The 24,537-nt window shown below is 62.6% G+C and carries 19 protein-coding genes and 1 pseudogene; 7 read left to right on the top strand and 13 right to left on the bottom strand.

Annotation, left to right across the window (positions count from 1 at the left end; all coding sequences use genetic code 11):
• The 6 genes from QMK32_RS18315 to QMK32_RS18290 all read right to left on the bottom strand — a co-directional run.
• The coding region (locus QMK32_RS18315; RefSeq protein WP_283476570.1) for a condensation domain-containing protein at positions 1-2,190 on the bottom strand (2,190 nt) is incomplete at its 3' end.
• Positions 2,191-2,779: 589 nt separating this feature from the next.
• On the bottom strand, positions 2,780-4,399 hold the full coding sequence (lnt, locus tag QMK32_RS18310; protein WP_283476569.1) for an apolipoprotein N-acyltransferase: 1,620 nt from the start codon (positions 4,397-4,399) through the stop codon (positions 2,780-2,782).
• Positions 4,389-5,984, bottom strand: coding sequence for an amidohydrolase (locus QMK32_RS18305; protein ID WP_283476568.1), 1,596 nt, complete (start codon positions 5,982-5,984; stop codon positions 4,389-4,391). The genes lnt and QMK32_RS18305 overlap by 11 nt, the downstream gene beginning before the upstream one ends.
• Before the next feature lie 17 nt (positions 5,985-6,001).
• Positions 6,002-6,517: an FxsA family protein gene (locus tag QMK32_RS18300; protein WP_283476567.1), complete on the bottom strand. Its 516-nt coding sequence runs from the start codon at positions 6,515-6,517 to the stop codon at positions 6,002-6,004.
• An 84-nt stretch (positions 6,518-6,601) separates the two neighbouring features.
• Positions 6,602-7,261, bottom strand: coding sequence for a response regulator (locus QMK32_RS18295; protein ID WP_283476566.1), 660 nt, complete (start codon positions 7,259-7,261; stop codon positions 6,602-6,604).
• A 15-nt stretch (positions 7,262-7,276) separates the two neighbouring features.
• The gene (locus tag QMK32_RS18290; RefSeq protein ID WP_269305848.1) at positions 7,277-8,434 is read right to left on the bottom strand and encodes a sensor histidine kinase; all 1,158 of its coding nucleotides are present in this window, start codon (positions 8,432-8,434) and stop codon (positions 7,277-7,279) included.
• A 17-nt stretch (positions 8,435-8,451) separates the two neighbouring features.
• On the opposite strand from QMK32_RS18290, the gene QMK32_RS18285 reads away from it, so the two are divergent.
• The 3 genes and pseudogenes from QMK32_RS18285 (at position 8,452) to QMK32_RS18275 (ending at position 12,115) form a co-directional block, all read left to right on the top strand.
• The gene (locus QMK32_RS18285; protein ID WP_136168983.1) at positions 8,452-9,219 is read left to right on the top strand and encodes a TSUP family transporter; all 768 of its coding nucleotides are present in this window, start codon (positions 8,452-8,454) and stop codon (positions 9,217-9,219) included.
• Positions 9,220-9,230: 11 nt separating this feature from the next.
• Positions 9,231-10,757, top strand: coding sequence for a TldD/PmbA family protein (locus QMK32_RS18280; RefSeq protein ID WP_502943682.1), 1,527 nt, complete (start codon positions 9,231-9,233; stop codon positions 10,755-10,757).
• Positions 10,754-12,115, top strand: a pseudogene (locus QMK32_RS18275) (metallopeptidase TldD-related protein). The gene QMK32_RS18280 and the pseudogene QMK32_RS18275 overlap by 4 nt, the downstream one beginning before the upstream one ends.
• Here QMK32_RS18275 and QMK32_RS18270 read toward each other — a convergent pair.
• The 3 genes from QMK32_RS18270 to cobN all read right to left on the bottom strand — a co-directional run bounded on the left by QMK32_RS18270 (position 12,116) and on the right by cobN (position 16,703).
• A complete protein-coding gene (locus QMK32_RS18270; protein ID WP_283476586.1) occupies positions 12,116-12,541 on the bottom strand; it encodes a VOC family protein in 426 nt (141 codons plus the stop codon).
• A gap of 158 nt (positions 12,542-12,699) precedes the next feature.
• Positions 12,700-13,077: a PPOX class F420-dependent oxidoreductase gene (locus QMK32_RS18265; RefSeq protein ID WP_283476563.1), complete on the bottom strand. Its 378-nt coding sequence runs from the start codon at positions 13,075-13,077 to the stop codon at positions 12,700-12,702.
• Positions 13,078-13,094: 17 nt separating this feature from the next.
• The gene (gene cobN, locus QMK32_RS18260) at positions 13,095-16,703 is read right to left on the bottom strand and encodes a cobaltochelatase subunit CobN (protein ID WP_283476562.1); all 3,609 of its coding nucleotides are present in this window, start codon (positions 16,701-16,703) and stop codon (positions 13,095-13,097) included.
• Between the two features lie 210 nt (positions 16,704-16,913).
• On the opposite strand from cobN, the gene cobG reads away from it, so the two are divergent.
• The 3 genes from cobG to cobJ are packed head-to-tail and all read left to right on the top strand — an operon-like array spanning position 16,914 to position 20,225.
• A complete protein-coding gene (gene cobG, locus QMK32_RS18255; RefSeq protein WP_283476561.1) occupies positions 16,914-18,065 on the top strand; it encodes a precorrin-3B synthase in 1,152 nt (383 codons plus the stop codon).
• A gap of 31 nt (positions 18,066-18,096) precedes the next feature.
• On the top strand, positions 18,097-18,723 hold the full coding sequence (locus tag QMK32_RS18250) for a precorrin-8X methylmutase (protein ID WP_283476560.1): 627 nt from the start codon (positions 18,097-18,099) through the stop codon (positions 18,721-18,723).
• Positions 18,720-20,225: a precorrin-3B C(17)-methyltransferase gene (gene cobJ, locus QMK32_RS18245; protein ID WP_283476559.1), complete on the top strand. Its 1,506-nt coding sequence runs from the start codon at positions 18,720-18,722 to the stop codon at positions 20,223-20,225. The genes QMK32_RS18250 and cobJ overlap by 4 nt, the downstream gene beginning before the upstream one ends.
• Here the strand turns inward: cobJ and QMK32_RS18240 are convergent.
• From QMK32_RS18240 to QMK32_RS18230, 3 genes are read right to left on the bottom strand one after another with little or no spacing between them, the layout of a single operon-like run.
• On the bottom strand, positions 20,222-20,980 hold the full coding sequence (locus QMK32_RS18240) for a cobalt-precorrin-6A reductase (RefSeq protein WP_283476558.1): 759 nt from the start codon (positions 20,978-20,980) through the stop codon (positions 20,222-20,224). The genes cobJ and QMK32_RS18240 overlap by 4 nt on opposite strands.
• Positions 20,959-22,170 (bottom strand): precorrin-6y C5,15-methyltransferase (decarboxylating) subunit CbiE, encoded by a 1,212-nt coding sequence (gene cbiE, locus QMK32_RS18235; RefSeq protein ID WP_283476585.1) that lies wholly within the window; start codon positions 22,168-22,170, stop codon positions 20,959-20,961. Before cbiE ends, QMK32_RS18240 begins: the two co-directional genes overlap by 22 nt.
• Positions 22,170-22,952: an SDR family NAD(P)-dependent oxidoreductase gene (locus QMK32_RS18230; protein WP_502943687.1), complete on the bottom strand. Its 783-nt coding sequence runs from the start codon at positions 22,950-22,952 to the stop codon at positions 22,170-22,172. The genes cbiE and QMK32_RS18230 overlap by 1 nt, the downstream gene beginning before the upstream one ends.
• 22 nt (positions 22,953-22,974) lie before the next feature.
• Between QMK32_RS18230 and QMK32_RS18225 the strand changes: the two genes are divergently transcribed.
• Positions 22,975-23,388, top strand: a complete 414-nt coding sequence (locus QMK32_RS18225) for a TIGR03618 family F420-dependent PPOX class oxidoreductase (RefSeq protein WP_283476556.1) — start codon at positions 22,975-22,977, stop codon at positions 23,386-23,388.
• A 1-nt stretch (position 23,389) separates the two neighbouring features.
• Here QMK32_RS18225 and QMK32_RS18220 read toward each other — a convergent pair whose 3' ends face one another.
• The gene (locus tag QMK32_RS18220; RefSeq protein ID WP_283476555.1) at positions 23,390-24,535 is read right to left on the bottom strand and encodes a M24 family metallopeptidase; all 1,146 of its coding nucleotides are present in this window, start codon (positions 24,533-24,535) and stop codon (positions 23,390-23,392) included.
• Positions 24,536-24,537: the final 2 nt, after the last annotated feature.

The following is a 24,537-nucleotide window of genomic DNA, read 5'->3' as shown; positions in this document are numbered from 1 at the left end:
CCCACCACACACCAACGCCACAGCATCCACACCCGCAACACCCACAGCAGAAGACAAAATCTCCGGCAACAACAGGCCATCCACCGACACACCACCACGCACCGGCACCAACAACTCACACTCGGACTCGGACAACACGTCGATATCATCAGTGAAGACGCGCGAATTCTGAGAGACAACGCGGAGCATCTTGATCAGCCGAGCGAGGTGACCACGAAGCGCCCCTTCGCCGAGAACTGCTGCTTCGCAATCGAATCGGATTGCAATCCCGTGGGGAGCGCCGAGCGCGTCGAACGTTTCGTCGACCGCCACCACCAGTTCGACGTCGGTGCCGACCGCGGGCGTCGCTTTGGTTCCGAACGCCAGCACGACGCGATAGAGATCGTCGCGTGAGAGTTTCTCGAAGACGTCGGCCATCGACACGTCCGCGTGAGCGAGAGCAGCGGTATCGCTCTCGTGCGCGCGGGAGGCCAACTCGACGAACGGTTCTCCGCGCACGACCGAAGTCCGAAACACGATGGTGTTGCCTTCGGTGAACGGTGTCCGCGCGCCGATCGCGATGTCGGTCTCCCCCGAAAGGCGGGCCAACAGTGCGACAAGAGCAGCGTGAACAGTGACGAGAACGCTGGATCCGTGCTTTGCCGCATCGGAAGTAAGTCGTCGGTGGACTCGGTAGTCCACGGTAGCCTCGACTCCAAGTCTCGGCTTCGGATGAACCTCGGAAGGTGTTCCCTGTGTGGACGGCCCCAGGCCGACTCCGACAGGTGCGTCGGCAAGCGCTGTCGACCAGTAAGCCAACTGTTGTTGCTCGAGTCTGCGGCGGCGACCGACAGCTGCGCTCTCGGCGTGCACATCGTCGACTAGATCAAGTGGGCCTGCCTCGACGAACGCGGAGAGGATGTCGATGAATCCACGATGATGACGGGCGAGATCCGCATCGACGTATCTGTTCGGATTTCCGCGGAAGTCGATGAATGTCTTTGCTGGAGAGCCGCTTTGGTAGATGTTGACCAAAAGGTCGTCGACCGGGCCGGAGGTGACGATGTTGAATTCACCCGCGATGGGCCCGAGATGGATTTCCTGATGAAACAGCATCACGTTGACCATGGGCGCAAGTAGGCCGCTATCGAGGCCCTTGGCGGTCAGGTCGCGTCGGATGTCCTCGATGCTGAATCGCTGATGTCGCAGCGCTCCCATGAGTTCGAGTTGGACATGCTGTACCAAATCGCCGATGCTGCCGGCCGGAGAGACCCTGATGGGCAGCGGAGCGACGTTGACCAGCATTCCGCCGGAGCGACGGAGAACTGCGGTCGTTCTTGCGGACACTGGAATGTTCACCAGGACGTCTTCGCGCCCCGTCATGCGTGAGAGATAGCACGCGAACGCTGCGATGACTACGGCGGCTGCCGTTGCGCTCTTTGTGGCGTCCGACTTCTCGAGGTTCTTCACGACGTGCTCGTCGAGGGCCGCGCTTTCGAGCTTACTCGCGGCTACCGTGGCGCCATCGAAGTTCGCCAGTGTGGCGCCACCCCGCACCTCACGTACGTGGTCGGCCCAGTACTCGCGGTCGGTTTCGAACCGCCCAGAATGTCGGTATTTCTGATCGAGTGAGTACAGCTTCTTCAAATCCGCTGCACTCGACGGCTTGGGATCCTTTCCTTCGAGCTCGGCTGTATAGAGCTCGGCCGTGCGGTTGACCATGGTCATTGCGCCGTAACCGTCGAGTGCGACGTGATGAATTTTGCTGTACCACAGGAAACGACTGTCCTCGACTTGCAGAATCCACACCGTGACCAGGCGATCGCGGCTCAGATCGACTGGTGCCGTGTAATTTTCGTCGATCCATGCTTTTGCGGCGGCCATGGGATCCGCTTCGCTACGCAGGTCCAGAAAATCGACGTTGTCGTCTATGCCGTGATCGACGATCTGGATCGGTTCCCCGTCGATCTCGGACAGCCGAAGAAAGGCAGATTGAAATTCGTGCCCGGCGGTACGTGAAGACTTTCTCAGTAGCTCGAGATCGAGGTCACCTCGTAGGTCCACGTACTGCGCAATGCAGACCGGGACCTCGGGCGCCAGTTGCTGCGCAAACCACATTCCACGCTGCGCCGAGGAAAGCGGAAATCCCGAGGTCTCGTCATCACTTCGAGGAAGGGAGCCATGCGACTCCCCCGAAATCACGGCTCGCATTCATTCGCCTTTCTGACGCGGGAACGTCGTCGAACAGATCGTCGGCTTCGACACCGGTCGTCGATACGATGCGCGAGCAGGATCGATCAATGTGTTCACTGTCCGTTCTGATCGGGTGCAGCTGTGCAGGCCAGTACTGAGCAATCGGCTTCTCGGCGCGGGCAACGCAGTCGGCCAACTCAGGTTGATTCGAAGCGGACCACATCATGGATTGGAACTGTGCGCGGATTCAGAAACGTGCTTGCAGTCTGTTTCCAACGTCGTGCAGTGCCGCGGGTCGACTGTCTACACTCCGTGCCTTCTATGGCAAGACTCATCACCGGCGCCCCCTCTCATGCGCGTACACCACCGAACGTCCAGGGCCCCGGTCTTCCTGGTCAACGGTTGGCGATATGCGTGCTGCATATCGCGCTCATGACAATTTCGATCTACCAACACACAATAGCCAGCCGCCATTGTTTTGGCGGACTATTAATTGAGAATCGAGAACAATTCCCTGTCCGTTACACTTCCGATGAAACCGCAGCTGAGTCGAGTGAATTGTCCAATTCGGTAGCGGACGATATGAGGATTGAAATATGTTCAAAGCTTATTTGCGGACTTCTGAAATGTTTCTTCGCTCGATAACCGACTCGTTGCCTGTTGTTCGCGGGCGTACAACTGCGAGCAGCAGAAACAGTGCCGCGCTGATGCATATGAGCCGTTCCGGCCACGCACCCAGATCTGTTGCGACGGTCGTTCGGCTATGGAGTCCGATCTGTGCGACGAGGGTATCGGGGACGAACAAGGGGGTCTGCTCGACGACCGACCCGTCGGGCGAGACAATGGCGCTGACCCCGCTGGTTGCGGCGACTACAACGGATCGCCCGTGCTCGACAGCACGAATTCTCGACATCGCCAACTGCTGATAGGTCATCTCGGTGTCACCGAAGGTAGCGTTGTTGGTCGGGATCGCGATGAATTCTGCGCCCGATCGGACAGATTCGGTCAAAGCTCTGTCGAACGCGACTTCATAGCACGTCGCGATACCTGCAGCGATACCAGCAGCGTGAACTACGCCGTTTCCCGTACCCGGGACGAAGTAGCCAGCTTTGTCGGCGTATTCCGAGAACATTCGAAAGAAGCTTCGGTAGGGTAAGTATTCACCGAACGGTTGAATTATCTTCTTGTCGTGACGTTCGCCGGGCCCCTCGGCGCCATTCCATGCGATGACCGAATTAGTGGTTGTGCGATCGTCGTTCACCAGGACGGTGCCGACGAGAATCGGTGCCCCGACGGCCACTGATGCCGCGGTGATTTCCGAAGCCGCGTCCGCGTTTCGCAACGGGTCGATATCCGAAGCGTTCTCGGGCCAGACAACCAGATCCGGTCGATCCGCGCGCCCTGCCGATACTTCGTCGGCCAACGCCAGTGTTTCCCGGACGTGATTGTCCAATACCGCGCGGCGCTGAGAGTTGAAGTCCAGACCCAACCGAGGCACGCTGCCTTGGATTGCGGCCACGGTGATGGTGCGCTCTCCTGCTTCTGGTTCATTGCTCACCAGTGTCGGTAGAAGCGCAACTGCGACAATGGATGCCGCGCTCGTGGTCGCGACCGCGACAACGAGTCGGCCTCGGACAGCAGGTTTCTTTCTCGCCGCGAGAGTACATACGACCGCCGCAAGTCCAGTGCCGGTCAGCGCAACGCCGAAACTCAGCAGCGGAGCCCCGCCGATGCTCGCGAGGGGCAGCAACCAACTGTCGGGTTGCCCGAACGATAGTCGGCCCCAAGGGAATCCACCGAACGGAAAATTCGACCTTGCCCACTCGACGAGACTCCACACGGCAGCCGTGGAGACCGGCCACCAGCGGTTTCGGGATACAACGACGGCTAGTACGCCGAAGAGACCGATGAACAAAGATTCTGCTGCAGCGAGTGCGAGCCACGGCAGCGGACCGACGTAGACACCGATCCAAGGGAGCAGTGGAACGAAGAACCCCAGTCCTGCGAGGAATCCATACCCGAAACCGCTCTTCTTCGAGATCGACCCAGTAGTTCCGAAACGCCGCAGGACAAGGACGAGAAGTGCCACCCCGACTGGGGCGAGAAACCAAAGGGGGCGGGGAGGGAAGCTCAGGAACAGCAGGAGGCCGGACGCCACAGCGGACAGGACCGACACTCCAGTGCGGACCACCTGCGCTCGGGCGGCCCCCACCCCTTCAAGCGCCATGAATTGTCCGCCCACGATGCACGGTGCGAAGACAGGTCGGGGACGGCGAGCCAGGCTCGAGCGATGGCAGGGCAGGGACACCGGCGCGTGGGTCGGTCGACCAACGCGCAACACTGTCCTTGGGTGCCCTGACCACGAGATCGGTTGCGTCCCAGATCGCGTAGCTTGCCGGAGCCCCCGGCGTCAGGGTGCCGGCAAGGCCATCCCGCACGCCGCCCGCGCGCCACGCACCGCGCGTAGCGGCCGAGAACGCCGCTCGAGGCGAGATTGCACTCCCCTCGGTCCGGTGATTGACCGCTGCGCGCAGCATCCTCCATGGATCGAGCCCGGTGACCGGCGCGTCGGAGCTGAATGCGAGGGAGACGCCAGAGGACGCCAGTTGTGCAAGCGGGTTCAGCGTCCGCGCACGATCCCCCCCGAGTCGACGCGCATACATCCCCTCCTCGCCACCCCACAGCTCGTCGAACATCGGCTGCATACTTGCGATTACTGCCCAGGACGCCAACTTCGCCGCTTGTTCACCGGACACCATCTCCACGTGTTCGACGCGATGTCCGAGGGCTGCCAGGGCGGGGCCACCGATGGCGGCCGCTACACGGGAAAACCCCTGTACGACGGCGGATACAGCGGCGTCGCCGATTGCATGGAAGCCCGCTTGGATCCCGGCTTCGGTGCAGGCTGCCACATGCGTGGCAATCGCGTCGACGTCCAGGAACGAGAGTCCGGTGCCGGGCCCGTCGTTGTAGGGCGCGCTGAGCCACGCCGTATGTGAGCCGATCGAGCCGTCGACGAACAGATCGCCCCCGAGCGCATGTGCACCTGTCGCGTGCATGAGCGCGCGTGCTTGATCTGCGGTGGACACCGATTCACCCCAGTACCCGCGTACTTCGACCCCGTGTTCGGTACCGAGTAGTTCCTGGAAATCGTCACGGCCGGAGATATCCGGACCGCCACATTCGTGAACGGCACAGATGCCGTTCGATGCGGCGTTGTCGAGGGCTCGGGTTCTCGCGGCCGCTCGAGCGGACGGAGTCAAAAGTTTCAAGGCGGTACGACGAACCGCGTGGTGAGCGTCACCGGTAAGCGCCTGCTCGGGATGAAATCCCGCGAGGGAATCGATCGCGCCACTGGCAGCGCGGAGAACCGTCGAACTTGCGGCGCTGTGTCCGTCCACGCGGGCCAGATAGATCGGCCGGCCGGGGGCGGCGTCGTCCAGATCCGAGGTCGAGAGCACACCCGGCTCGTCCCACGCCGTGTCGTCCCAACCGTTCCCCCAGATCAGCGGATCGGAGCATTCCAGCGCGTAACGGCGTATCGAATCCATACACTCTGCACGTGAGCGGCACGCACTCAGATCGAGCGCATCGAGAGCCAAACCGTACGCGGTGGTGTGGACGTGTGTGTCCACGAATGCGGGGGCCACGAATGCGCCGGCCAGGTCGATCTCTTCGGCACCGGGGTGCAGCGCGCGGCCCGTTCGATCCTCACCTGTCCACGTCACGATGCCGTCGGTAATTGCGATAGCGCTCGCGTCGGGAGCCATCGGGCTGTAGATCCGTCCACCGAGAAGCAGTTGGGTACTCACGATGGTTCAGTGTGCCCTTAGCGAACCGGCTTCTGGAAATCCTGCCCGTCGATGTCGACTATCTGTCCCTCGAGCACCATGCTCGAGGACGGTCCGTCATAGGCCGTCCGTCCGGGCGCATCGGAGACGACCTCGCCGTCGATGACGGTCGGCCTCATCCCGCCAGCGGCCGTGGCGACCGTCGGCATCCATCTGGCGGCCGCCAGCATCACCAGGGGACGTAACGCCCAGCGTGTGGGGGGCAGAAGAAGCAAGATGCCGAACGCGGTCGTGACCAAACCTGGAACGAACATTGCGACCGAACCTATAGCGAACAGCACACCGTCGGCGACCGCTCCACCAGGGGACCGTTCACCGCGACTCGCGCTGCGGAGGCCTTCCATCACGCGACGGCCCTGACCGCGGACGAGTATCAACCCGGCAGCGGAACCGGCGATGAGGAGCAGCACGGTCCAGAGCACGCCGATAGCGCTACCAACAGCCACCAGCGTGGCCACCTCGACGATGACATAGAGGGCAAATAGCGCAATCACGTGTTCGTTCCTTTCGTCGCCTTCACTGACAACGGACGACCACGTTGTATTTCTCCCTGAATCCGTCGTCGTTTCGGTAACGATTCACAACCGAGGACGCACGACGCCCGTTTCGTATGCAAGAACCACCGCTTGAACCCGATCACGAAGGCCGAGTTTCGTCAGAATTCGGCCGATGTGGGTCTTCACCGTGGCTTCCGACAACACCAACTTACCGGCGATCTCGGCGTTGGACAGTCCTGTTGCGAGCAATCCGAGCACCTCCCGTTCACGGTCGGTGAGAGCGTCGAGCACCACCGGGTCCCGTGCGAGTGGTGCGTCCTCGGCGATGAAGCGTGACAGTAGACGCCGCGTCACTTTAGGTGAGACGACCGCGTCACCGGCGGCGACGCTGCGGATCGCGGATATCAAATCCTCGGACGGGGTGTCCTTGAGCAGAAACCCGCTCGCCCCTGCCCGTAGTGCTCCCAGGACATGCTCGTCGAGATCGAACGTCGTCATGACGAGCACTCGGGAGTTCGACTCGGATTCGGTGATCATCGAGGTAGCTCGCACACCGTCGATTCCCGGCATCCGAACATCCATGAGAACGACGTCCGGTCGATGCTCGTGGACAGCGCGCACGGCTGCCGATCCGTCTGCCGCCTCCGCGACGACGGTGATGTCTTCCTGCGCGTCGAGGACCATCGTCAGGCCCATCCGCATCAATTCTTGGTCGTCGACGATGAGCACTGTAATCGGCACGGTCCCAACCTAACGTCATTCGAGCGGCAACTCAGCGCGTACTCGCCACTTGCCGTCCGCCGTTCGGCCGGCTTCCAACGCACCCTGCAGGACGGCAACACGCTCACGCATGCCGAGCAGGCCGTTCCCTGTCCCCTCGACGGCACTGGTTCCTGATCCAGCACCGTTGACGATCTCGACGAGGACGTCTTCCTCGCGGCGCACGACTGCGACCCGTGCCCGCGGAGCGTGGCCCCCGTGGCGCAGAACGTTGGTGAGAGATTCCTGAACGAGACGATGAATACCCAAACTGATCGCGGGACTGATGTCGTCCAGATTCCCGGTTTGTTCGAGTTCTACGTTCAATCCGGCACGCGACATCATGTCGACCACTTTTGCCAGCCCCGCAGTCCCGTACATGGGCATGTCCTCGGAATGGGGAGTGGTTCGGAGTAGTGCGACCGTGCGCCGTAGTTCCGCGAGCGCCTGCCTGCCGGTGGCAGAGATGTTCGCGACTGCTTCTTCTGCTCGATCCGGATCCCGCCGGATCGCGTACGACGCCCCATCTGCCTGAACGATCATCACGCTGACACCGTGTGCGATGACGTCGTGCAACTCCCGGGCGATGCGGGTGCGCTCGTGTGCAACGGCTTCCTCGGCACGCCTGTCCCGATCATATTCGGCGACAAGCAGTTTCGCCTCGACCGCCTCGTCGTACGCACGGCGAGCTCCGAGGAACTCGGCAGCGATCCAGGCGAACCCGTACAGCAGAACAGTGAACAGCATCGAAAGAACCACATCGTCGTCCAGCGCCCATACCGCCAGACCTCCATCGAGCAGTACCCCGCCCAGATAGAGCAGTCCTTCTCGGCGGCCCACGTACGCGATAAGTGTGTAGAGCATGATCGGCAGGGACAGTGCAGCAGGATGAATAGCGGTTGGCGCCCCGACGGCAAGTCCACCGAGCGTGATGAGCAGCGAGCCTGCCAGCACCGACCACGCGACCGTCCGCGGGTGCCGTCGTCGCCATGCGATCGGAGCACTCAACGCCACCGCCCCGACGACGAACACCATCGGGCTTCTCATATCGACGTTGCTGACGAAAGTCACAACCTCGAAAAGGAACAGAGTGCCTGCTAGCAGCATGTCGGCGATGAAGGGCTTCCCCCTGAGCCACAAGCTGAATCTACGCATGTGATTGAGTTTGCCGCATGACTGCCGCCGACTGGGGATTGTTGATGGTCGCAGCGACAGCGGCAGGTTGGGTCGACGCCGTAGTCGGTGGTGGTGGGCTCATCCTCCTACCCGCGATCTTGCTCGTCGCGCCTCAGCTGGCCCCACAGGCGGCGCTCGCCACGAACAAGATGACTGCCGTGTTCGGTACTTTCGCAGCCGTAGTCACCTTCTCCCGTCGAATCGCACTCGACTGGCGACTGCTCGTTCCCGCCGGAGCCCTCGCAGCCGTCGCGTCGGCGGCAGGTGCCGCTGCGGTGTCCTTGATCGACCGCGAATTGTTCATCCCGATCATCATGGTCGTATTGATCGCTGTCGCGGCCCTGGTGACCGCTCGACCCACGATCGGCTCCGCTGCAGGCTCACACGCCCCGAGCAAGCGGAAGACACTGACCGTCGTATTCCTCGCAGCCGGCGGATTCGGATTTTACGATGGCATACTCGGGCCTGGCACCGGAACGTTCTTCATCATCGCTTTTGCGACGTTACTCGGAACCGAGTTCGTGCGCAGTGCAGCAATGGCGAAGGTGCTCAATCTCGGCTCCAACCTCGGGGCATTGGCATTCTTCGCCGTCACCGGTCACGTGCTCTGGCAGTTGGGAGCGGCGATGGCTGTGTGCAATGTGATCGGCGCAGTGTCGGGCTCACGCATAGCGCTCGCTCGTGGTTCCGGATTCGTGCGAGTGGTGTTGCTGGTGGTCGTGTTCGGGATGGTCATCCGACTCGGATGGCAACAGTTCGGCTAACCTCGATTCCTGTGACCCAGCAGCGGCGAAGACATGTGGACCCGGACTTTCTCGAGCTCCCCCTGCGCGAACTTGCCGAGGCAGTACTCGATACCGCGCGGCGAGCGGGTGCTGCCCACGCCGATCTTCGCGTGCACCGGTTGACCACGCAGTCTCTCAATCTTCGCGACGGTGCGGTTCAATCGGCTGTGGACGGCTCCGAGATCGGGCTAGCAGTTCGCGTGGTGATCGACGGTACTTGGGGATTCGCCTCGCACAGCGACTTGTCCGTTGCCGCTGCGGTACGGACCGCCAAGACGGCCGTCGATGTCGCCACTGCTCTGCGGGCCCTCAATCGCGAGCACGTCGAGTTGGCAGGCGAACCGATCTATTCGGACGCAACCTGGGTGTCGGACTACGAGGTGGATCCTTTCGACGTTCCCACCCGTGACAAAGTCCAACTTCTCGCCGAATACTCGTCGCGATTGGCAGCGTCCGACGGAGTCGACCACGTGACGGCGTCGGTCCAACAGGTCAAAGAGCAGACGTTCTATGCGGACTCGGCGGGCAGTTCGATCACTCAGCAACGCGTTCGACTGCATCCACAGTTCGAGGCGACCACGGTCGACTCCGACGCCGGCGCCTTCGAGACAATGCGGACTCTTGCGCCACCGGTCAGTCGTGGGTGGGAATACCTGGCTGCAGACAGCACGTGGGACTGGGCCGACGAACTCGCGCGCATACCCGACTGGCTGGGTGAGAAAGTGAAGTCTCCTTCGGTGGCGGAGGGTCCCCTGGACCTCGTGATCGACCCGACCAACCTGTGGCTCACGATCCACGAATCGATCGGCCACGCTACTGAGTACGACCGCGCTATCGGATACGAGGCGGCCTACGCAGGTACATCTTTCGCGACGCCGGACAAACTCGGCACACTGAAGTACGGCAGCGCATCCATGCACGTAACAGCCGACCGCACCGAAGTTCACGGGCTGGCAAGCACGGGCTACGACGACGAAGGTGTCGCCGCCCAGAAATGGGACCTGGTGCGCGACGGTGTACTGGTGGGGTACCAATTGGATCGCGTTTTCGCGCCGCGGCGCGGACTTTCGAGGTCCAACGGGTGCTCGTACGCCGACTCCGCACATCACGTTCCGATTCAGCGCATGGCCAACGTCTCCCTGCAACCGGACCCGAATGTCGATCGCAGCATCGACGACCTGGTGGCGGCTGTCGAGGACGGAATCTATGTCGTCGGCGACAAGTCGTGGTCGATCGATATGCAGCGGTACAACTTTCAGTTCACCGGTCAGCGGTTCTTCCGTATTCGACATGGACGACTCGAAGGCCAAGTACGCGATGTCGCCTATCAGGCGACCACCACCGACTTCTGGGGCTCGATGGACCTGCTGGGTGGTGAGTCGACCAGGCGGCTCGGTGGCGCATTCAATTGCGGCAAAGCGCAACCCGGTCAAGTTGCTGCGGTCAGCCATGGCTGTCCGGCAGCTCTCTTCCGAGGCGTCAACGTACTCAACACTCGATCGGAGGGAGTCCGGTGATTCGAGCTCAGGACGTCGTCGAGCAGGTTCTACATGCCGCCACAGTCGACGAAACTTTGGTGATCGTCACCGACTCCAGTGAGTCCTCGCTCCGATGGGCCAACAATTCGATGACCACCAACGGCGTCGGAATGTCCAGACGATGGACGGTCGTCTCCATCGTTCGCGCGGACGATGGCACACGGGTTTCCACTTCTTCGTCCACCAGTGTCGACCCGAAAGACATAGCAGCAACGGTCCGCTCCTCTGAAAATGCCGCTCGCCTAGCTGAATCGGCTGAGGATGCAATGCCCCTCGTCGAGGGGAGCGCGGTGGCGCCGGATTGGGATGCTGATCCGCCGCGGACCGAGATAGGCGTGTTCGAGTCCCTCACCGGTCCCCTGTCGACCGGTTTCGACGGGTCGGACCAGCTCTACGGTTTCGCACACCACCAGATCGAAACGGTGTGGCTCGGGTCGTCGACCGGCGTCAGACGGCGATTCACGCAGCCGACCGGATCGATCGAGATCAATGGGAAACGTTCGGACGCCAGCGCATGGGTCGGCGCGAGCACGAAGTACTTCGACGACGTGTCGGTCGAAAAGCTGCTCGAAGACCTGTCCACCAGGCTCGACTGGTCCAGAAACCGAATCGATCTACCCGCAGGTCGGTACGAGACTCTACTGCCGCCGTCCGCGGTTGCCGACTTGATGATCTATCTGATGTGGACCATGGAGGGGCGTGGCGCACAGGAAGGGCATACGGCGCTTTCTCGGGCGGGCGGAACTCGCATCGGTGAGAAGCTGGGCCAGTTGCCGCTGACGTTGTTCTCGGACCCTCGGCACGAGGGGCTCGAGTACTCGCCATTCGTCGCAACGGGTTCTTCGAACGACTCCGTATCGCTTTTCGACAACGGCGTGTCCACCTCTCGCGTCGAGTAGATCCGAAACGGAACGATCAATGCGCTCGCCTACCCGCGCTTTCTCGCGGAGAAATACGACACCGAGCTGACAGTTCCGGGCGACAACCTCGTTCTTACCGGTGGGTCGGACACCACCCTCGAAGAGATGGTCGCGCGAACCGAACGAGGACTGCTACTGAGCACACTCTGGTACATCCGCGAGGTGGACCCTGCGACCCTGCTGCTGACGGGGTTGACTCGCGACGGCGTCTACCTGGTCGAAAACGGCAAGGTAGTCGGCGCGGTCAACAACTTCCGCTTCAATGAAAGCCCACTGGCCCTGTTGAGCCGAGCCACGGAGGCCGGGGCAACGGAGAAGACGCTGCCCCGGGAATGGAAAGACTGGTTCACGCGAACGGCTATGCCGCCGTTGCGTATTCCGGACTTCCACATGTCCTCGGTGAGTGAAGCGCAGTAGCTATTCGCTGGGGCCCGCGATTTCCAAAGCAATATTGTCGGGGTCACGGAACTCAACGATCGACAATCCAGGGCCACCGCTCTTGATCGGCTCGTGCGCGATACCGAGCTTGTCCAGCGTCGCCACTGCGTCCTTCAAGTCCTGATGCTTCTCGACACTGAAGGCCAGATGGTCGAGTCCCGTTCGATCTTCGTCGAAGGAATCTCCCTCGGGTGCGACCGGGCGCAAGCCGAACAATCCGCCGGGAAACTTGTAGATCACTCCGCCGAAGAGGAACCACAGAGACTTCTTGGTTTCTTCGTCTGCATTCGGATCGAAGGCAAACGCGACCTCGAAGCCGAACACCTCGTCGTAGAACTTGCGCGAGACGTCGATGTCGCTGACTGTGAGGCGAACATGGTTGTAGTCGGATACCGCGATCGGCACGTTGAAATCTCCGTTCTGGCGACGGAACTCGTCACCGATTATCGAGCACTCGAAAAACATTCGGAACTGTCACCGCGAACGATTGCCGACCGAACGATATGAATGTCGAATCAAGCAAGACCGGTGGCAGGAACATCGGTGGCGGCTGTCAGCGTCGACTACGCCGGCACGATCGAGATGCCCACCGTCCCTGACTTTCCTCGACGAAGCGAGCTTCCCTTCACCGTCAACCAACCGAGAATGCCGTACTTGGACGATATTGCCGAGCGCGCCTTCTCGGTACCCGCGGCGTCCAGAACCTCGGCAACACCGTCGACTGCGTCGCCCTCGACCTTGCCCCGCGCCGAACACAAGGCGATGGTGACCGAGGAGTTGCGCTTGATGCGCTTGACCTTCCACGAATCAGTCGGCGTCCACACGAGAAGACGATCTCCGTCGCGCGCACCCCACAACGGCGTCGCGACGGGAGTCCCGTCCTTCTTGAAGGTGGTCAGTGACACGAATTTTCCGTCGGCGATGCTCGTAAAGGTGGTCATGCCGATAAAGGGTACGGCTACTCCCCCTCCAGGTCGCCTTCGGTTTCGAGATACACCTGGCGTAGACCGTCGAGGATTGCGGCATCGGGCTCGGCCCACATCTTTCGTTCGGCCGCTTCGAGCAACCGTTCCGCGATCCCGTGCAGAGCCCATGGATTGGACTGCTGCATGAACTTTTGATTCTGCTCGTCCAGGACGTACGTCTCGGCCAGCTTTTCGTACATCCAATCGGCGACGACATCAGTGGTGGCGTCGTACCCGAACAAGTAGTCGACCGTGGCCGCCATCTCGAACGCGCCCTTGTAGCCGTGTCGGCGCATCGCTTCGAGCCAGCGAGGGTTGATCACGCGTGCGCGGAACACGCGAGCGGTTTCCTCGGATAGCGTTCTGGTCCGCACGGATTCCGGCCTCGTGCTGTCACCGATGTACGCCTCGGGAGACTTCCCCGTCAGGGCACGAACAGTTGCGACCATCCCGCCGTGGTACTGAAAATAGTCGTCCGAATCGGCGATGTCGTGTTCCCGAGTGTCGGTGTTCTTTGCGGCAACCGCGATGCGGCGGTACGCACTGCGCATATCGTCCGACGCGGGCACTCCGTCGAGGCCCCGCCCGTATGCGAAACCGCCCCACGTCGTGTAGACCTGCGCCAGATCCTCGTCGCTGCGCCAGGTCTTGCTGTCGATCAGTTGCAGCAGCCCAGCGCCGTAGGTTCCAGGCTTCGAGCCGAAGATGCGGGTCGTCGAGCGACGCTCATCGCCATGCTCGGCGAGATCTGCCTGAGCGTGTGCGCGAACGTAGTTCTGGTCGGCCGGTTCGTCCAATGAAGCGACGAGGCGTACTGCGTCGTCGAGCATCGCCAGCACGTGAGGAAAGGCGTCACGGAAGAAACCACTGATCCGCACCGTGACGTCGATCCGCGGACGTCCCAGTTCGTCCAGTTCGATGACCTCGAGCTTTGTGACGCGTCTGGAAGCCTCGTCCCACACCGGTGCGACACCGAGGAGTGCGAAGACTTCTGCGACATCGTCGCCGGACGTCCGCATGGCGGAGGTGCCCCACACCGACAGACCTACGGACTTGGGCCACTCCCCGTGGTCCTTGCGGTAGCGGGCGAGAAGCGACTCGGCCATTGCCTGCCCGGTTTCCCACGCCAGGCGCGAGGGCACTGCCTTGGGATCGACAGAGTAGAAGTTCCTGCCGGTCGGCAGAACGTTGATGAGTCCGCGCAGCGGGGACCCGCTCGGTCCGGCGGGAATGAACCCACCGTCGAGCGCGTGGAGGATCTGGTCGATCTCGCGAGAGGTTGCCCGAAGCCTGGGAACCACCTCGGTGGCCGCGAAGCGAAGGATCTCGGCAACGACCGGTCCGTGCTCGGCCGCTACTGCTTCGGCGGCGCCGGGATCCCACTGAGTCGTCTGCATCGTCGCCACGAGACCGTGTGCGATCGACTCGATGGCGTCGACTCGTGTTCGCTCCTCGTCTCCGTCCTCGCTCAGTCCCAACGCTTCGCGAAGTCCGGGCACGGTTTGTTCGCCGCCCCACATCTGACGTGCACGCAGCATCGCCAGCACCAATTCCACCTCGGCGTCGCCGACCGGCTCCTGACCGAGGATATGCAGACCGTCCCGGATCTGGACGTCTTTGATCTCGCAGAGCCAACCGTCGACGTGCAGCAGCATGTCGTCGAACACTTCTTCGTCGGGACGCTCCTCCAATCCGAGGTCCTGATGCATCTGGGCCGCGGTCATCAGAGTCCAGATCTGCTGCCTGATAGCAGGCAGTTTGGCCGGGTCCAAAGCCGAGATGTTGGCATGCTCGTCGAGCAACTGCTCGAGCCGGGAGATGTCGCCGTAACTCTCGGCGCGGGCCATCGGCGGGATGAGGTGATCGACCAGAGTGGCGTGGGCACGACGCTTGGCCTGCGTCCCCTCACCCGGATCGTTGACGAGGAATGGGTAGATCAGCGGCAGGTCGCCGAGTGCGGCATCGGTGCCGCACGAAGCGGACATCCCGAGCGTCTTACCTGGCAGCCACTCGAGATTGCCATGCTTTCCCAGGTGGACCATCGCGTCGGCACCGAAGCCACCGTCCTGAATCGACGCCTGGATCCAGCGATACGCCGCGAGATAGTGGTGACTGGGAGGTAGATCCGGATCGTGATAGATCGCGACGGGTCGCTCGCCGAATCCGCGGGGCGGTTGAACCATGATGACGACGTTGCCGAACTGCATTGCCGCGATGACGATTTCGCCGTCGCGATCGCTCGAACGGTCGACGTACAGATCACCGGGAGCTGGGCCCCAATGCTTCTCGACGGCGGTCGTCAGGTCCTCCGGGAGCTCAGCGAACCACGACCGGTACCGCGCGGCCGAGATGCGGATCGGATTGCCCTCGAGCTGTGCGTCGGTGAGCCAATCCGGGTCCTGTCCACCACGCGCGATAAGTGCGTGAATGAGTGCGTCGCCATCGCGGGCGGCCAAGCCCGGAACGGCGTCGGGTCCGTCCTCTGGTCCGAGATCGTATCCCGCGGTGCGCATCTCGGTCATGAGCGAAATCGCGCTTGCCGGCGTATCGAGGCCGACGGCATTTCCGATGCGAGCATGTTTGGTCGGGTACGCCGAGAACATCAGGGCAATCCTGCGCTCCGACGTAGGAATGTAGCGAAGTCGTGCATGACGCACCGCGATTCCAGCTACCCGCGCAGCACGTTCGTGATCGGGGACGTAGGTGGTCAGGCCATCGCCGTCGATCTCTTTGAACGAAAACGGAACCGTGATGAGTCGGCCGTCGAATTCGGGAACTGCAACTTGAGTCGCTACATCGAGCGGCGACATGCCGTCGTCGTTCGCATCCCAGGTGGCCCGGCTGCTGGTCAAGCAAAGCCCCTGCAGGATGGGAACGTCCAGCGCAGCTAGTTCGGTAACGTCCCATGCTTCGTCGTCGCCGCCTGCCGACGCGCCCGCAGGCTTGGTTCCGCCCGCGGCCAACACTGTCACGATCATCGCGTCGGCCGACTTCAAAGCGCCCAGTAGTTCCGGGTCTGCGGCGCGCAACGACGCGCAGAAGAGCGGAAGCGCCTTCCCGCCCTTCGCCTCGACGGCCGTGGCAAGAGCTTCGATGTACGCCGTGTTTCCGGCCAGATGCTGCGCTCGGTAGTAGAGGATCGCGATGGTCGGTCCGTCGGCATCGGCGGGTGTCACCGAAGACTCCAATACTCCCCACGTAGGTGTGTGGACGGGCGCAGAAAACCCATGACCGGTGAGCAGAACGGTGTCGGACAGGAAGCCGAAGAGCTCGGCAAGATTTTCCGGGCCACCTTCTGCCAGGTAATTGTGGGCTTGAGCTGCGACATTGCCGGGGACCGTCGACAACTCCATCAACTCCGCGTCCGGCGCCTGCTCCCCGCCGAGAACGACCACCGGCACCCCCGAGGCGAGTACCGCGTCGACGCCTTCTTCCCAGGACCGCTTCGACCCCAGGATCCGGAGCACGATCAAATCAATGCCCTCAGCCAGCCCTGCAACATCGTCGGCGAGCAGGCGCGAGGGATTTCCCCACCGATAGTCGGCGCCGCTGGCACGCGCGCTGAGCAGGTCGGTGTCCGATGTGGACAGAAGCAGGATCACGGTTACTGCCCTCCTCGGGGTTTTCGCGCCCCGCATTTGTCTTGCGTGTGGGCTCACGGGAGAGGGTCTGGCTTTCACAGTGGCGCGACCGCGCCGGACTTGCACCGGCTTCCTCTCGGCCGAAGCCGTTCGAAGGGGATGCTACCGAAGAAACCCTCCGGCTCGTTACATCGGGAAACCCCGACAAGATGCACTTGTAGCCTTGGACAGGTGACGTCGAGCGATCCGAGAACAACCCCCGACCGCTGCCCAGGTGCACTGACCTTGCACCAAGCAGCCGATGGCGCGCTGGCCAGGGTGCGGCTGCCCGGCGGATTGGTCGACCCTTCCCACATGCAGGTTCTCGCGAAGGCTGCCGGCGATCTCGGCAACGGGTCTATGCAACTGACATCCCGTGGCAACATTCAATTCCGCGGGGTTCGGGATAGCACCGAGCTGGCTCGACGCCTAGCGGATGCCGGTATGTTGCCCTCTCCCTCTCACGAGCGTGTGCGCAACATACTTGCCTCGCCCTTGACTGGTCGGGTGAATGGTGTCACCGATGTCCGAACCTTGATCACCGCACTCGACCGAGGCCTGTGCGCCTGTGCCGACCTGGTGGATCTTCCCGGCCGGACGCTGTTCGCCCTCGACGACGGCCGAGGCGATGTCACCGCTCTGGACCCGGACTTCGGTGTCCAAGCGCTTTCGCCAGCGTCGTTCGCACTGATCCTCGGTGGCGCTGATACGGGTGTCAGGGTCGACCGCGACAGCGTCGTCGACGTGCTGGTGGACGCCGCCCGGATATTCGTCTCGTTGCGGGGCACGGAGTGGCGACTGACCGAGCTCGCCGACGGACCCGCACGAGTTCTCGCAACGCTGGGCCTCGATTCATCCGGCTACGACCCGACAACTACGGCCCCACTGGCCACTCGGCCGTCTGATACGCCCCCGGTCGGGTGGCTGTCGCAGGGCGACGGACTCGTCGCGCTGGGCGGAGTCCTTGCGCTCGGAGTCCTCGACGCACGGCTCGCCGAGTTTCTCGCTGCAATCGACAAACCGCTCGTCGTCACGCCGTGGCGCGGGATCGTCGTGTGCGATCTCGACGAGGGCGCTGCCGAACAGGTGGTCCGAGTACTGGCCCCGATGGGCTTGATCTTCGATGCCGACTCACCCTGGGTGAACCTCAGCGCCTGCACCGGCGCACCTGGGTGCGAGAAGTCGAATGCCGACGTGCGGGGGGATCTACGTGACGCCGTGGCTGCCGGCCGGAATCTTGCTGACCAACGCGAACATTGGTCAGGATGCGAGCGTCGATGTGGCAGGCCGAAAGGCGAGATCGTGAACGTCGTCGCCACCGGCGCCGGATACCGGGTGTCATGAGGGGTCTCCGTTCTGACCTATCGTGAACTCCATGTACGACTACATCCGCGACGGTGCGGAGATCTATCGACAGTCCTTCGCGACTATTCGAGCCGAGGCAAATCTTTCGGCGTTCGCCCCTGACGTCGCGCAGGTCGTCGTTCGGATGATCCATGCCAGCGGTGAAGTCGACCTCACCGAAGTTGTCGGTGCCACACCGTCGGTTGTTTCCAGTGCCCGCACTGCTCTCGCTGCAGGTGCACCGGTTCTGTGCGATGTGAAAATGGTCGCGGCAGGTGTCACTCGTCGACGATTGCCCGCCGACAACGAAGTGATCTGCACGCTGTCGGATCCGAGAGTGCGTGATCTCGCGGCCAAGATGGGCACGACTCGAACTGCCGCCGCGCTCGAGTTGTGGGGAGATCGGCTCGATGGCGCCGTAGTTGCGATCGGTAACGCGCCGACAGCGCTGTTCCGTTTGCTCGAGATGCTGGCTGCAGGCGCGCCCAAACCCGCTGCGATCGTCGGGGGGCCGGTCGGTTTCATCGGTGCTGCCGAATCCAAAGAGGACCTCATCGCATCGAACTTCGGTCTCGAGTATCTGGTGGTTCGGGGACGGCGTGGCGGTAGCGCCATCACAGCCGCCGCAGTGAATGCCATTGCAAGCGAGGAAGAATGAGCGTAATTCCAGGAAAGTTGTGGGGCGTCGGTATCGGGCCCGGGGATCCCGAACTGGTGACGGTCAAAGCTGCGCGGGTCATCGGTGAAGCCGATGTCGTGGCATTCCACAGCGCCAAGCATGGCAAATCCATCTCACGCGGAGTCGCCGCCGGCTATATGCGCGAAGGTCAGATCGAAGAGCACCTGGTGTACCCGGTCACCACGGAGACCACCGATCACCCAGGCGGCTATCAGGGAGCTATCGACGAGTTCTACACCCAGGCAGCCGAACGCCTTGCCGCACATCTCGAGTCCGGACTCTCGGTAGTACTTCTCGCCGAGGGCGACCCGCTTTTCTACAGCTCCTACATGCACATGCACAAGAGGCTCTGCGACCGGTTCGACGTAGAGATCGTACCGGGTGTGACTTCGGTGAGCGCCGCCTCGGCCGCACTGAAGACACCATTGGTCGAGCGCGACGAAGTCTTCACGGTGTTACCCGGAACGCTGTCTGTCGCCGAGCTGACGAGGCGGCTTCGAAACACCGATGCGGCGGCAATCATGAAGCTCGGGCGCACGTACCCCAATGTTGTAGCTGCACTGAAAGATTCGGGGCGACTCGACGAAGCGTACTACGTCGAACGAGCCAGTACCGGTAGCGAACGGGTTCTTGCCGCTGCCGACGTCGTCGCCGACGAGGTGCCGTACTTCTCCATCGCAATCGTGCCGAGCCCGGCGAACAATCCCGTCGAATCGCGCACACTGGGTGAAGTTGCCGTCGTCGGCCTCGGTCCGGGCGCAGACAGGTGGACGACGGACGAGGTTCGTCATGAGCTTCGCGCTGCCACCGACCTAGTCGGTTATGTGACGTATCTCGACCGAGTCCCGATGCAGGCCGGTCAGATTCGGCATGCAAGCGACAACAAGGTCGAGTCCGAACGTGCCGCTTTCGCGTTGGACCTCGCGAAGCGGGGCCGACGGGTTGTAGTGGTGTCCTCCGGCGATCCTGGAGTGTTTGCAATGGCCTCGGCAGTCGTCGAGATCGCCGCCGAAGATCAATGGTCTACCGTGCCGGTGCGGGTCGTCCCTGGAATGACCGCAGCCAATGCGGTAGCAAGCCGCGTCGGCGCACCACTCGGACACGACTATGCCGTGATTTCACTGTCGGATCGCCTCAAACCCTGGGCCGTCGTGGCCGCGCGACTGTCGGCTGTGGCCGAAGCGGACATGGCGATTGCCATCTACAACCCCGCCTCGAAGTCGAGGACATGGCAGATCTCTGCCACACGTGACATCCTCCTCGAACATCGTGGACCTGACACTCCGGTGGTCATCGGTCGCGCAGTGGGAAGCGAAGACGAGTCGGTGACCACCGTCCGGTTGGCCGATCTCGCCGAAGCGAAAATTGATATGAGGTGTCTCCTCATCGTGGGATCCTCGCTCACTGAGGTCATCGACACGGGTAGTGGCCCAATGATCTTCACGCCACGGAGATACCCTGCTGCAGAGGGACGCGCCTAGCCGGAAAGCGAATCCAGCCAGGCCAGCACGTCGTCCACGGTGTGAACCACACGTCGATCGGGTGGCACAGTCGGCCGGGCGATCATGATCACTGGAATGCCCAGTTCTCTCGCCGCGGTGATCTTCGCTTCCGTCATCACTCCCCCGCTGTTCTTGCTGACGACGGCGTCGATCCCGCGTCGACGCATCAGTTCGATCTCGGCGTCGATGTCGAACGGCCCTCGTGCGAGCAGTAATTCGTGATGGATCGGAAGTACCGGGTCCGGTGGATCGATGCTACGAATCAGAAACCAGCTGGATTCGACGGCCGCGAAGGCCGCTACCTCCTGACGCCCGATCGTCAGCAGGACGCGACCGGCGTCGGCTGGAATGGCCGCCGCTGCTTCGCCTGGGGTGAATACCTCCAGCCACTGGTCACCGGGCCTGGAGGACCACGGCGTGCGATGCAGTCCGAGAAGCGGGATGCGAAAGCGTGCAGCAGCGATGGCGGCGTTGTTCGAGATCGTGGAGGCGAAGGGATGCGTCGCGTCCACCATCGCGTCGATCTCGTGATCGTGCAGCCAGCGGGTCAGCCCGTCGGCCCCGCCGAACCCGCCGACGCGCGAAGTGCCCAGCGGGAGTTTCGGGTCCCGGACACGGCCGGCAAGAGACGTGACGAAGTCGAACCGATCGTCGCCGGACAATCGTGCGGCCAGCTCTCGCGACTCGGAAGTGCCTCCGAGTACCAGCACTCTCACTGCTTGGTCGACATCCACTGCGCAACCGGAAGTTGCGGTCGCCAACTCGTGAACGAGCCCAACGGCTCCCCCCGGTAGATCTGAAACTTTCTCAGCGACCCACCGTACCGATCCACGCATTGTAGAAGAAGAGCCTCGGATTCGGCCGTCACCGCATTCGCGACGAGTCTCCCACCTTCTCGCAGTTGCGACCAACAGGCCTCGATCATCTCGCTCTGTGTCAGTCCGCCACCGATGAATACCGCATCGGGCTGCTCACCGTCGCCGAAGCAGTCGGGTGCAGCGCCACGAACCTGGAGGCCTGGAACGCCGAGCGCATGTGCGTTGACCTCGATCTGTGATCGCCGTGCCTCGAGAATCTCGAATGCGACTGCGGTGCATCGTGGATCCGTTCGCATCCATTCGATGCCGATCGATCCGGACCCGCCACCGACGTCGAACAACACTTCTCCCGGCGTCGGTGCAAGTGCACTGACCGTCAATGCCCGAACCTCGGATTTGGTCAGCTGACCGTCACCGGCGTAGACAGCGTCGGGTAGCCCTGGGATTCGACTGATCCGAGATGCTGTGGGCGAGAACACGCAGTCGACAGCGACGACGTTGAGCGGATCTCCGGGCGCCTCGCTCCACGCGCGCGCAGTACCGGTCATCGACCGTTCGGCGTGTCCACCCAGTTGTTCGAAGACTGTGACAGCCGAGTCCGCGAACCCCGATTCACGCAGCAACGACACCACCTGAGCGGGGGTGTGCTGATCTCGGGAAAGAACGATCACTCGGGAGCCATGGGCCAAGGCTGGTACCAGCGTCGCGACTTCGGAGTTGACGAGACTGACCGCGGTCGTGCTGTGCACCGCCCAGCCCAGACGTGCGCAGGCCAACGACATCGACGACGGGGCCGGCATCACATGCAACCGCTGGGCGCCGAATTCCCTTGCCAGCGTGACTCCGATGCCGTGGAACATCGGATCCCCGCTCGCGAGTACGCATACCCGCTTACCGTCGAACTCGTCGATCGACGCGCGTAGTCCGGGCAACATCGGGGACGGCCACCGACGTAAGCGATCGTCCGGTATGGGAAGCGTCGCCAACTGCCGAGTCGAGCCGAAGACCACGTCCGAGGACAAGATCACTGCCCTGGCGGATTCGGCTATACCTTCCCAACCGTCCGCTCCGATACCGACAATCGCTATCCGGCCGCCCGGGAGCATCAGCGAGGCATCTTTCGCCAGAGCCACGACGGCAGCAGATTCAATCCGGCGTACAGGGGTCCGAGGATGCCGGGCACCCACACCCGAGACTTCTTTCTTGCCAGCGCATGCGCCACGGCATCAGCGACTTGGCCTGGTGTACTGGAAAACGGTGCGGGAGACATTCCCTCGGTCATCGATCCGATGACGAAGCCTGGGCGGACCAGTAGCAGTGATACCCCCGACCCATGCAGTGCATCCGCTAGACCGCTCGCGAAGCCGTCGAGCCCAGCCTTGGCCGAGCCGTACACATAGTTGGCCTTGCGCACGCGGATGCCGGCCACGGAGGAGAAGACTACGAGTTCGCCGCTCCCCTGTACGCGCATCATCCGAGCCCCGTGAGTGAGAACAGAAATCTGAGCGACAAAGTCGGTATGCACGATCGCCATTGCGTGCTCGGCGTCCGATACCGCCCGTGACTGATCACCGAGGATTCCGAATGCCAGAACCACGGTCGCCAACGGGCCGTGCTCCTGCGCGACGGATTCGAGAAACTCGCCGTGCCGGCTCACGTCGTCGGCATCGAACTCCACCGTTGCGACGCTGCGTGCACCGGCGGCCTGCAATCGCCCGACCTGCGAGGAAAGTTGATCGCTCCGCCTCGCGGCAAGTACGACGGTCCGACCCGGTGCAAGCCTCGTCGCCACCTCCATACCGATCTCGCTGCGGCCCCCTAGAAGCAGGACTGTGCCGACATGGTGCGGAAAAGTGTCACTGGGTGGAGTGGACGTCACGACTGACAGTGTCGCCGATTACGGTCGTAGCATGGCCACCACCCCCGCAGACCCCGCAGCCCTCACCGCCGAGGCGACCGAATTTCTTACCCAACGTCATCTCGCAACGCTGACGACACTCCGCGCCGACGGCACGCCCCACGTCGTCGCTGTCGGGTTCACCTGGGATCCCGAAGCTCGCATTGCGCGCGTGATCACCGGCCGCACGACACAGAAGGCGATCAACGCTGCACGAGGTGGCTATGCAGCTGTCAGTCAGATCGAAGGGCCGCGGTGGCTGACGTTGGAAGGGCCGAGCACCGTGCTGACCGACCGAGACGACGTCCACGAGGCGGAGCATCGATACGCCCACCGCTACCGAGTCCCTCGGGAGAATCCGGAACGCGTCGTCATCACGATCGCCGTCCAACGGATACTGGGCTCTCGGTCACTGCTTGCGCGCTGACCTACGTGGTCGGTAACACCGCCAGCCCGTGCGGCCGAAGGTTGACCGACTCGCACCCGTCCGCGGTGACGATCACGATGTCCTCGATTCGCGCACCCCACCGGCCCCGAAAATAGATCCCGGGTTCGATACTGAAGGCCATCCCCTCGACCAATTCGATGTCATTTCCTGCCACGATGTAAGGCTCCTCGTGAACCGACAGACCGATTCCGTGGCCGGTGCGGTGCAGGAACACATCTCCTAGTCCCTCGGCGGACAGTACGTCGCGCGCCGCCGCGTCGATGGTCTCGGCTCTCACACCGGGCCTGACTGCATCGACTGCCGCCTGTTGTGCTCGCTCGAGAACGGCGTACTGCTCGGCAACTTCGGCAGAGGGCTCGCCCAAAACATATGTACGCGTCGAATCGGAGTTGTACCCCGGCGCGACAGGCCCGCCGATGTCGATCACGACGACATCTCCTGCCTCGATGATGCGCTCCGACACCTCGTGATGTGGATCCGCGCCGTGCGGACCGGAACCGACGATGATGAACGCTGCCTCGGTGTGCCCTTCCTCCACGATCGCGGCGCCGATGTCGTGTGCAACTGCGGCCTCCGTTCGGCCAACTCTCAGGAAGTCCCCCATTCGGGCGTGGACCCGGTCGATGGCGTGGCCGGCGCGCCGGAGCGCCTCGATCTCGGCGCTGTCTTTCGACATTCGCAGTTGCCGCAACACCGCGGTCGCCAAAATCGGTGTCCGACCCAGCTTCTCGGCCAACGGCACGAAGTGCAATGCCGGCATGGCGTCGTCGACCGCGGTCTTCGCGCCGGACGGCAAGATGGCGGCGACAAGTGCGTACGAACTGACTCCATCCACCCAATCGGTAATGACGAGACCGAGATCACCGACCGCGGAATCCTGCAAGGCTGCCAACTCGATCCGCGGGACGATCACGGTGGGGCTCGAGCCATCCGCGGGGATCACCAGGCAGATCAGGCGCTCGAACGAACTTGCCCGCGATCCGACCAGGTATTGCAGATCTGGACCAGGGGTGACCAGCAACGCATCCAGGCCCGCCTGCCCGGCGTACTCGGCCGCGTGAGCCAGCCGCGAGGCATAGATTTCTGTCGCGAATCGGGTGGGTGACGACGTGGAATCGGAACTCATGA

It is taken from the genome of Rhodococcus sp. H29-C3 (assembly GCF_030063405.1).
GTDB lineage: Bacteria > Actinomycetota > Actinomycetes > Mycobacteriales > Mycobacteriaceae > Rhodococcoides.
This window is presented reverse-complemented; position numbering and strand designations above follow the sequence as displayed.

Coding starts and splice junctions, on each gene's coding strand:
- QMK32_RS18225 (WP_283476556.1), top strand. CDS start 22,975: ATGGCCACCACCCCCGCAGACCCCGCAGCCCTCACCGCCGAGGCGACC.
- QMK32_RS18250 (WP_283476560.1), top strand. CDS start 18,097: ATGTACGACTACATCCGCGACGGTGCGGAGATCTATCGACAGTCCTTC.
- QMK32_RS18265 (WP_283476563.1), bottom strand. CDS start 13,077: ATGACCACCTTTACGAGCATCGCCGACGGAAAATTCGTGTCACTGACC.
- QMK32_RS18290 (WP_269305848.1), bottom strand. CDS start 8,434: ATGCGTAGATTCAGCTTGTGGCTCAGGGGGAAGCCCTTCATCGCCGAC.
- QMK32_RS18220 (WP_283476555.1), bottom strand. CDS start 24,535: ATGAGTTCCGATTCCACGTCGTCACCCACCCGATTCGCGACAGAAATC.
- cbiE (WP_283476585.1), bottom strand. CDS start 22,170: ATGCTCCCGGGCGGCCGGATAGCGATTGTCGGTATCGGAGCGGACGGT.
- lnt (WP_283476569.1), bottom strand. CDS start 4,399: ATGGCGCTTGAAGGGGTGGGGGCCGCCCGAGCGCAGGTGGTCCGCACT.
- cobJ (WP_283476559.1), top strand. CDS start 18,720: ATGAGCGTAATTCCAGGAAAGTTGTGGGGCGTCGGTATCGGGCCCGGG.
- QMK32_RS18285 (WP_136168983.1), top strand. CDS start 8,452: ATGACTGCCGCCGACTGGGGATTGTTGATGGTCGCAGCGACAGCGGCA.